Genomic DNA, 8,072 nt, shown 5'->3' on the forward strand with positions numbered 1-8,072 from the left:
GCGCCCGTGGATGTGACTTAGACGACGCAAACACCATGCCGACTGCACCGAACGGTGCAGGGGGCGTAGCCTTTATTTCTGCTGTCCACCCACACAGGTAAGCGGAAGAGGGCGGTTGCCGCCGTGTCGCCACAGGCCCCCAAGACTTCGAGTTCCCCCAGGACCGAGCAGGACGGGCAGGGAAAGAGTCCTGCCGCCGGTTTCGGTGCCAACGAGTGGCTCGTCGACGAGATCTACCAGCAGTACCTCCAGGACCCGAACTCCGTAGACCGGGCCTGGTGGGACTTCTTCGCCGACTACAAGCCGGGACAGGCCGCCGGAGGAGCCGCGGCCCCCAGCGCGTCGAAGCCGGCGGGTGAGCCCCAGGCGTCACAGGCCCCCCAGCCGCGGCAGACGGCGCCCGCCGCGAAGACCCCCGCGGGCAGGACCGCCGAGCCCGCCGAGCCCGCGGCCAAGGCCGCCCCTCCCAGGAGCGAGCCCGCCAAGGCCGCCCCTGCGAAGGGCGAGCCCGCCGGCAAGGCCGCTCCCGCGAAGAGCGAGCCCGCCGGGACCGGTGACGGCCAGGCGGCCGGCCCGGAGTACGTGCCGCTGCGCGGCCCGGCCGCCGCGGTCGCCCGGAACATGAACGCCTCGCTGGAGCTGCCCACCGCCACGTCGGTGCGCGCGATCCCGGTGAAGCTGCTCATCGACAACCGCATCGTCATCAACAACCACCTCAAGCGCGCCCGCGGCGGCAAGGTGTCCTTCACGCACCTCATCGGCTACGCCATGGTGCAGGCGCTCAAGGCGATGCCGTCGATGAACTGGTCGTACACCGAGAAGGACGGCAAGCCGACGCTGGTCAAGCCCGACCACGTCAACCTCGGCCTGGCCATCGACCTGGTGAAGCCCAACGGCGACCGCCAGCTCGTGGTGGCCGCCATCAAGAAGGCCGAGACGCTGACCTTCTTCGAGTTCTGGCAGGCCTACGAGGACATCGTGCGCCGCGCCCGGAACAACAAGCTGACGATGGAGGACTTCTCCGGCGTCACCGCGTCGCTGACCAACCCCGGCGGCATCGGCACCGTCCACTCGGTGCCGCGCCTGATGCCCGGCCAGGGCCTGATCATCGGCGTCGGCGCCATGGAGTACCCGGCGGAGTTCCAGGGCACCTCGCAGGACACCCTGAACAAGCTGGGCGTCTCCAAGGTCATGACGCTGACCAGCACCTACGACCACCGTGTGATCCAGGGCGCCGCCTCCGGCGAGTTCCTGCGGATCATGCACCAGCTGCTGCTCGGCGAGAACGGCTTCTACGACGAGATCTTCGAGGCGCTGCGCATCCCCTACGAGCCGGTGCGCTGGCTGCGCGACATCGACGTCTCCCACGACGACGACGTCACCAAGGCCGCCCGCGTCTTCGACCTGATCCACTCCTACCGGGTCCGCGGCCACGTCATGGCCGACACCGACCCGCTGGAGTACAAGCAGCGCAAGCACCCCGACCTGGACATCACCGAGCACGGCCTCACCCTGTGGGACCTGGAGCGGGAGTTCGCGGTCGGCGGCTTCGCCGGCAAGTCCCTGATGAAGCTGCGCGACATCCTGGGCGTGCTGCGCGACTCGTACTGCCGCACCACCGGCATCGAGTACATGCACATCCAGGACCCCAAGCAGCGCAAGTGGATCCAGGACCGCGTCGAGCGCCCGCACTCCTCGCTGGAGCGCGACGAGCAGCTGCGCATCCTGCGCAGGCTCAACGCCGCCGAGGCGTTCGAGGTCTTCCTGCAGACCAAGTACGTGGGCCAGAAGCGCTTCTCGCTGGAGGGCGGCGAGTCCGTCATCCCGCTGCTGGACGCCGTGCTCGACGCCGCCGCCGAGGCGCGTCTGGACGAGGTCGTCATCGGCATGGCCCACCGCGGCCGCCTCAACGTGCTGGCCAACATCGTGGGCAAGTCCTACGCCCAGATCTTCCGCGAGTTCGAGGGCAACCTCGACCCGAAGTCGATGCACGGCTCCGGCGACGTGAAGTACCACCTGGGCGCCGAGGGCACCTTCACCGGCCTGGACGGCGAGGAGATCAAGGTCTCCCTCACCGCCAACCCCTCCCACCTGGAGGCCGTGGACCCGGTCGTGGAGGGCGTGGCCCGCGCCAAGCAGGACATCATCGGCAAGGGCGGCACGGACTTCACCGTCCTGCCCGTCCAGCTCCACGGCGACGCGGCCTTCGCGGGCCAGGGCGTTGTGGCCGAGACGCTGAACATGTCGCAGCTGCGCGGCTACCGCACCGGCGGCACCGTGCACGTGGTCATCAACAACCAGGTCGGCTTCACCGCCCCGCCGGAGTCGGCGCGCTCCTCGATGTACGCCACGGACGTGGCGCGGATGATCGAGGCGCCGGTCTTCCACGTCAACGGCGACGACCCGGAGGCCTGCGTCCGCGTGGCGCGGCTGGCCTTCGAGTTCCGCCAGGCGTTCAACAAGGACGTGGTGATCGACCTCATCTGCTACCGCCGCCGCGGTCACAACGAGGCCGACAACCCGCACTTCACCCAGCCGGTGATGTACAACCTGATCGACAAGAAGCGCTCGGTGCGCAAGCTCTACACCGAGTCGCTGATCGGCCGGGGCGACATCACGCTGGAGGAGGCCGAGCAGGCGCTCCAGGACTTCCAGGGGCAGCTGGAGAAGGTCTTCACCGAGGTCCGCGACGCCACCAGCCAGCCGGCCCCGGCGGAGGTGCCGGTCCCGCAGGCGGAGTTCCCGGTCGCGGTGGACACCGGCGTCAGCGCGGAGGTCCTCAAGCGGATCGCCGAGTCCCAGGTCAACATCCCCGAGCGGATCACCGTCCACCCCAGGCTGCTGCCGCAGCTCCAGCGCCGCGCGGCGATGGTGGAGGAGGACAGGATCGACTGGGCGATGGGCGAGACGCTCGCCGTCGGCTCGCTGCTGATGGAGGGCACCCCCGTCCGGCTGGCCGGCCAGGACTCCCGCCGCGGCACCTTCGGCCAGCGCCACGCGGTGCTGGTGGACCGGGAGACCGGCGAGGACTACACCCCGCTGCTGTACCTGTCCGAGGACCAGGCCCGCTTCAACGTCTACGACTCGCTGCTGAGCGAGTACGCGGCGATGGGTTTCGAGTACGGCTACTCCCTGGCCCGCCCCGAGGCGCTGGTGATGTGGGAGGCGCAGTTCGGCGACTTCGTCAACGGCGCGCAGACGGTCGTGGACGAGTTCATCTCCTCGGCCGAGCAGAAGTGGGGCCAGACCTCCGGCGTCACGCTGCTGCTGCCGCACGGCTACGAGGGCCAGGGCCCGGACCACTCCTCGGCCCGGATCGAGCGCTTCCTCCAGCTGTGCGCCCAGAACAGCATGACGGTCGCGATGCCGACCCTGCCGTCGAACTACTTCCACCTGCTGCGCTGGCAGGTGCACAACCCGCACCACAAGCCGCTGGTCGTCTTCACCCCGAAGTCGATGCTCCGGCTCAAGGCGGCGACCTCGAAGGCGGCGGAGTTCACCTCCGGCGGCTTCCGCCCGGTGATCGGCGACGCCTCGGCGGACCCGGCACAGGTGCGCAAGGTCGTCTTCTGCTCCGGCAAGGTCTACTACGACCTCGCCGCCGAGCGGAGCAAGCGGGGCGCGACCGACACCGCGATCATCCGGCTGGAGCGGCTGTACCCGCTGCCCAGCAAGGAGATCCAGGCCGAGATGGCCCGCTACTCCGGTGCCTCGACGATCGTGTGGGCGCAGGAGGAGCCGGCGAACCAGGGTGCGTGGCCGTTCATCGCGCTCAACCTGGTGGACCACCTCGACCTGTTCATCGGCTCGGGGAAGGCCCCGAACGCGGACCGGCTGCGCCGGGTCTCGCGTCCGTCGTCCTCCTCCCCGGCGGTGGGCTCCGCCAAGCGCCACCAGGCCGAGCAGCAGCAGCTGGTCAACGAGGTCTTCGACCTCTGAGGCCCGCGGCCCGGAGGCCGAGGGCGGCCCGCCGCCGTCCGCAGACCCCGTGGGGCCCGCACCGTCACGTCGACGGTGCGGGCCCCACGCCCGTGGTACCGACGCACACCATCAGGCCCGGACAGGGAGATATCCATGTACTTCACCGACCGCGGTATCGAGGAGCTGGCGCAGCGGCGCGGCGAGGAGGAGGTCACCTTCGAGTGGCTCGCCGAGCAGCTGCGGACCTTCGTCGACCTCAACCCGGACTTCGAGGTGCCCGTCGAGCGGCTGGCGACCTGGCTGGCACGCCTGGACGACGAGGACGAGTGACGGCGGGCGGCGCCCGCGGCCGTGCGCTCTCCTTGACTTCCCGGCACCGCGATATATCGTGTCTTCACAGAGACGCGATATGTCGTCGTACGCCGATTCAGGGGAGGCCGCCGTGCCAGGCCGGTCCGAGTGGTCCGTGGACGCGCCGTGCGGGCTCGTCTTCGAGGAGGACGTCCACACCCTGCGGGTGCGCGTCGTGGGCGGCGCGGTGAACGTCGTCGGCGCCGACGCCCCGCCCGCCAGACTGGAGGTCGGGGCCGTGACCGGGCCCCCGCTGACCGTCCGCCTGGAGGACGGCACGCTCACGGTCGCCTACGACGACCTGCCCTGGAAGGGCTTCCTCACCCTCCTGGACCGCGAGGCGTGGCGGCACAGCGCGGACGTGTCGCTCGCCGTGCCCGCCGGCGTCCGGGTCGAGGTCGGCGTGGTCGGGGCCGACGCGGTGGTCACCGGCATCGAGGGACGCACCGAGGTGCGCGGGATCACCGGCGGCATCACGCTGGTGGGCCTGCGCGGCGACGTACGGGCCGACACGGTCTCCGGCGGTGTCCAGGCGCAGGGCGTGACGGGGGGCCTGCGCTTCAGTTCCGTCTCCGGCGATCTGACGGTCATCGACGGCGGCGGCTCGCCGGTGCGGGCCGACTCGGTCAGCGGCGACATGGTGGTCGACCTGGCCCCGGCCCGGGAGCGGCGGCGCACCGACGTCCGGCTGAGTTCCGTGTCGGGCGGGATAGCCCTGCGGCTGCCCGAGCCGGCCGACGCCGCCGTGGAGGCGGGCACCGCCGGGGGCTCGGTCTCCTGCGCCTTCGAGGATCTGCGGATCTCCGGGCAGTGGGGTGCCAGGCGTGTCACCGGCACCCTGGGCACGGGCGACGGACTGCTGCGGGCCACCACCGTCTCCGGCTCGATCGCCCTGCTGCGGCGCCCGGAGCCGGAAGCCGGCGAGGAGGCCGGCGACCCCTGTCCGGCCGGCGGCGCGCCCGCGCCGGCCGAGCCCTCCCCCCGTAAGGACGTGTGACATGCCCCCCGTCTTCGCCCACGGCCGACTGCGCCTGTACCTGCTGAAGCTGCTCGACGAGGCGCCGCGCCACGGCTACGAGGTGATCCGGCTGCTGGAGGAGCGCTTCCAGGGGCTGTACGCGCCCTCGGCCGGCACCGTCTACCCGCGGCTGGCCAAGCTGGAGGCCGAGGGCCTGGTCAGCCACACCACCGAGGGCGGCCGCAAGGTCTACTCGCTCACCGACGCCGGCCGCGCCGAGCTCGCCGACAGGCAGGGCGAGCTGACCGAGCTGGAGCTGGAGATCCACCAGTCGCTGGCGGCCCTGGCCGCCGACATCCGCGAGGACGTCAGCGGCGCGGCCGGCGACCTGCGCCGCGAGATGCGCGAGGCGGCCGAGCGGGCCCGCGGCGCCGGCCGGGCCCCGGACGCCGAGGACACCGCGGAGGCCGGGGGTCCCAAGGGCTCCGAGGGTGCCGAGGGCGGCGGTGCGTCCGGGCCCGGCCGGGAGAAGGCCTGGGAGGGCGCGTGGGAGGGGGCCTGGGGCGACAAGGAGGCGCTGCGGGCCGCGCGCGAGGAGATGCGCCGGGCCGGTGAGCAGTGGAAGGAGCAGGCCCGCCGCGCCCGCCAGGAAGCCCAGCAGGCCAGGCTCCAGGCGCGCAGGGCCCGCCAGGCGCGGGACGCCGCCCTTCAGGAGGCCGAGCGGATCGCCCGCCAGGTCCAGGAGCAGGTGCAGTCGCACGCCCGGCAGGGCGACTGGCAGGGCGCTGTACGCGCGGGCATGTCGGAGCTGGGCAGGCACCTGGGCGGTCTGGGAGGCCTGAGCGGGCTGGGCGACCCGGGCGGCACCGGCGGCCGGAGCACGCCCCGGGCGCGGCACACGGGGCCGGAGCACGCGGGACCGGACGACCGGGCGGGCACGGCACAGGCGCCGGTCCCGGAGTGGGCCGAGGAGCCCGCCGCACCGTCCGGCGACCCCCGGCGCGATCTGGAGCGGCTGCTGGACCGGTTCCGCGACGACGTGCGGGACGCGGCCCGCGACCACGGGGTGGGCGAGGAGCAGCTGCGCGAGGCCCGCCGCCATCTGTCGACGGCGGCGGCCCACATCGTCTCCCTGCTGCGGTCGCCCGGCTCCGGCGGCCCGGACGGTCCGGACGCCACGGGAGCGTAGGGGCACGCGCGGTGGCCCGCCTCCCCTCGCTCCGGAGGGGAGGCGGGCCACCGCGCCGTCAGACCGTCAGGACGATCTTGCCGAAGAGGTCGCCCGTCGCCATCTTCTCGAAGCCCTCGCGGGCCCGGTCCAGCGGGAGCGTGGAGTCGATCACCGGGCGGACGCCCTTGGCCGCGCAGAAGTTCAGCAGCCCGGCCAGCTCCTCCTTGGAGCCCATCGTGGAGCCGACGACCTTCAGCTCCAGGAAGAAGATCCGGTTCAGCTCGGTGGCCGGCGGGTTCGGGCCGCTGGTGGCGCCCGAGATGACCAGCCTGCCGCCGGGCTTGAGGGACTTCACCGAGTGGGACCAGGTGGCGGCCCCCACCGTCTCGATCACCGCGTCCATCCGGTGCGGCAGCCGCGCGCCGCTCTCGAAGGCCGCCTCGGCGCCCAGTTCCTCGGCCCGCCTGCGCTTGGTCTCGTCGCGGCTGGTGGCGAAGACCCGCAGGCCCGCCGCGGCGCCCAGCACGATGGCCGCCGTGGCGACGCCCCCGCCCGCGCCCTGCACCAGGACGGAGTCCCCGGGACGCACCTCGGCGTTGGTGAAGAGCATCCGGTACGCGGTCAGCCACGCCGTCGGCAGGCAGGCCGCCTCCTCGAAGGAGAGCTCCTTCGGCTTGGGCAGGACGTTCCACTGCGGTACGGCGACCCGCTCGGCGAAGGTGCCCTGGTACTTCTCGGTCAGGATCGAGGGCCGCTCGCGCGGCCCGACCCCGTGTCCGGTCGCGCCGATGACGGAGTAGAGCACGACCTCGTTGCCGTCGGCGTCCACCCCGGCCGCGTCGCAGCCGAGGATCATCGGCAGCGACTCCTCGCCCAGGCCGACGCCGCGCAGGGACCACAGGTCGTGGTGGTTGAGGGACGCCGCCTTGACGTCGATGGTCGTCCAGCCGAGCGGAACGTCCGGCTCAGGACGCTCGCCCAACTCGAGTCCGTTCAGCGGCTTGTCTCGGTCGATGCGCGCGGCATAGGCAGCAAACATGATCAGAACCCTAGGCCGCGCCGGGCCTTCGCGGAACCGGGCGGCGGTGTGACACGCGCCGCTGGCCGCGCAGGGCGGCCGGACGCCGGACCGGCGCCGGAAGGCACCCGCCGGAGGACACCGGAAAGGCGCGGGGCGGTGCGGACCCCGGGCCGGGGTCCGCACCGCCCCGCGACGGCGGCCGTGTCTCAGAGGACCTTCGACAGGAACGCCTTCGTCCGCTCGTGCTGCGGATCGGTCAGCACGTCGCGCGGGTGGCCCGACTCGACGACCACGCCGTCGTCCATGAAGACCAGCGAGTCGCCGACCTCCCGGGCGAAGCCCATCTCGTGGGTGACGACGATCATCGTCATGCCGTCCTCGGCCAGCCCGCGCATGACGTCCAGCACCTCGCCGACCAGCTCCGGGTCGAGCGCGGAGGTGGGCTCGTCGAAGAGCATCAGCTTGGGCTCCATCGCCAGCGCGCGGGCGATGGCCACGCGCTGCTGCTGGCCGCCGGAGAGCTGGGAGGGGTAGTTGCCGGTCCGGTTGCCCAGTCCGACGCGGTCCAGCAGCTTCAGGGCCCGCTCCCGGGCCGCCGCCCTGGACTCGCCCTTGACCTGGACGGGCGCCTCCATGACGTTCTCCACCGC

The 8,072-nt window shown here is 72.4% G+C and carries 6 protein-coding genes; 4 read left to right on the top strand and 2 right to left on the bottom strand.

What is annotated here, in order from left to right; translation table 11 throughout:
- Positions 1-123: 123 nt before the first annotated feature.
- From BMY40_RS21240 to BMY40_RS21255, 4 genes are all read left to right on the top strand, one after another.
- Positions 124-3,939, top strand: a complete 3,816-nt coding sequence (locus BMY40_RS21240) for a multifunctional oxoglutarate decarboxylase/oxoglutarate dehydrogenase thiamine pyrophosphate-binding subunit/dihydrolipoyllysine-residue succinyltransferase subunit (RefSeq protein WP_093662016.1) — start codon at positions 124-126, stop codon at positions 3,937-3,939.
- Positions 3,940-4,074: 135 nt separating this feature from the next.
- Positions 4,075-4,251 carry a DUF6104 family protein gene (locus BMY40_RS28090; protein WP_093662018.1) on the top strand — a complete coding sequence of 59 codons (177 nt, stop codon included), beginning with the start codon at positions 4,075-4,077 and terminating at the stop codon, positions 4,249-4,251.
- A 112-nt stretch (positions 4,252-4,363) separates the two neighbouring features.
- Positions 4,364-5,269, top strand: coding sequence for a DUF4097 family beta strand repeat-containing protein (locus BMY40_RS21250; protein ID WP_177214085.1), 906 nt, complete (start codon positions 4,364-4,366; stop codon positions 5,267-5,269).
- 1 nt (position 5,270) lies between these two features.
- Positions 5,271-6,419 carry a PadR family transcriptional regulator gene (locus BMY40_RS21255; protein ID WP_093662022.1) on the top strand — a complete coding sequence of 383 codons (1,149 nt, stop codon included), beginning with the start codon at positions 5,271-5,273 and terminating at the stop codon, positions 6,417-6,419.
- Positions 6,420-6,477: 58 nt separating this feature from the next.
- Here the strand turns inward: BMY40_RS21255 and BMY40_RS21260 are convergent, their stop codons facing one another.
- Positions 6,478-7,440: a zinc-binding dehydrogenase gene (locus BMY40_RS21260; protein WP_093662024.1), complete on the bottom strand. Its 963-nt coding sequence runs from the start codon at positions 7,438-7,440 to the stop codon at positions 6,478-6,480.
- A 188-nt stretch (positions 7,441-7,628) separates the two neighbouring features.
- On the bottom strand, positions 7,629-8,072 hold a 444-nt coding region (locus BMY40_RS21265), incomplete at its 5' end, for an amino acid ABC transporter ATP-binding protein (protein ID WP_143071800.1).

The sequence above is a fragment of the Streptomyces radiopugnans genome (genome assembly GCF_900110735.1).
Taxonomy (GTDB): domain Bacteria; phylum Actinomycetota; class Actinomycetes; order Streptomycetales; family Streptomycetaceae; genus Streptomyces; species Streptomyces radiopugnans.

Coding starts and splice junctions, on each gene's coding strand:
- BMY40_RS28090 (WP_093662018.1), top strand. CDS start 4,075: ATGTACTTCACCGACCGCGGTATCGAGGAGCTGGCGCAGCGGCGCGGC.
- BMY40_RS21255 (WP_093662022.1), top strand. CDS start 5,271: ATGCCCCCCGTCTTCGCCCACGGCCGACTGCGCCTGTACCTGCTGAAG.
- BMY40_RS21260 (WP_093662024.1), bottom strand. CDS start 7,440: ATGTTTGCTGCCTATGCCGCGCGCATCGACCGAGACAAGCCGCTGAAC.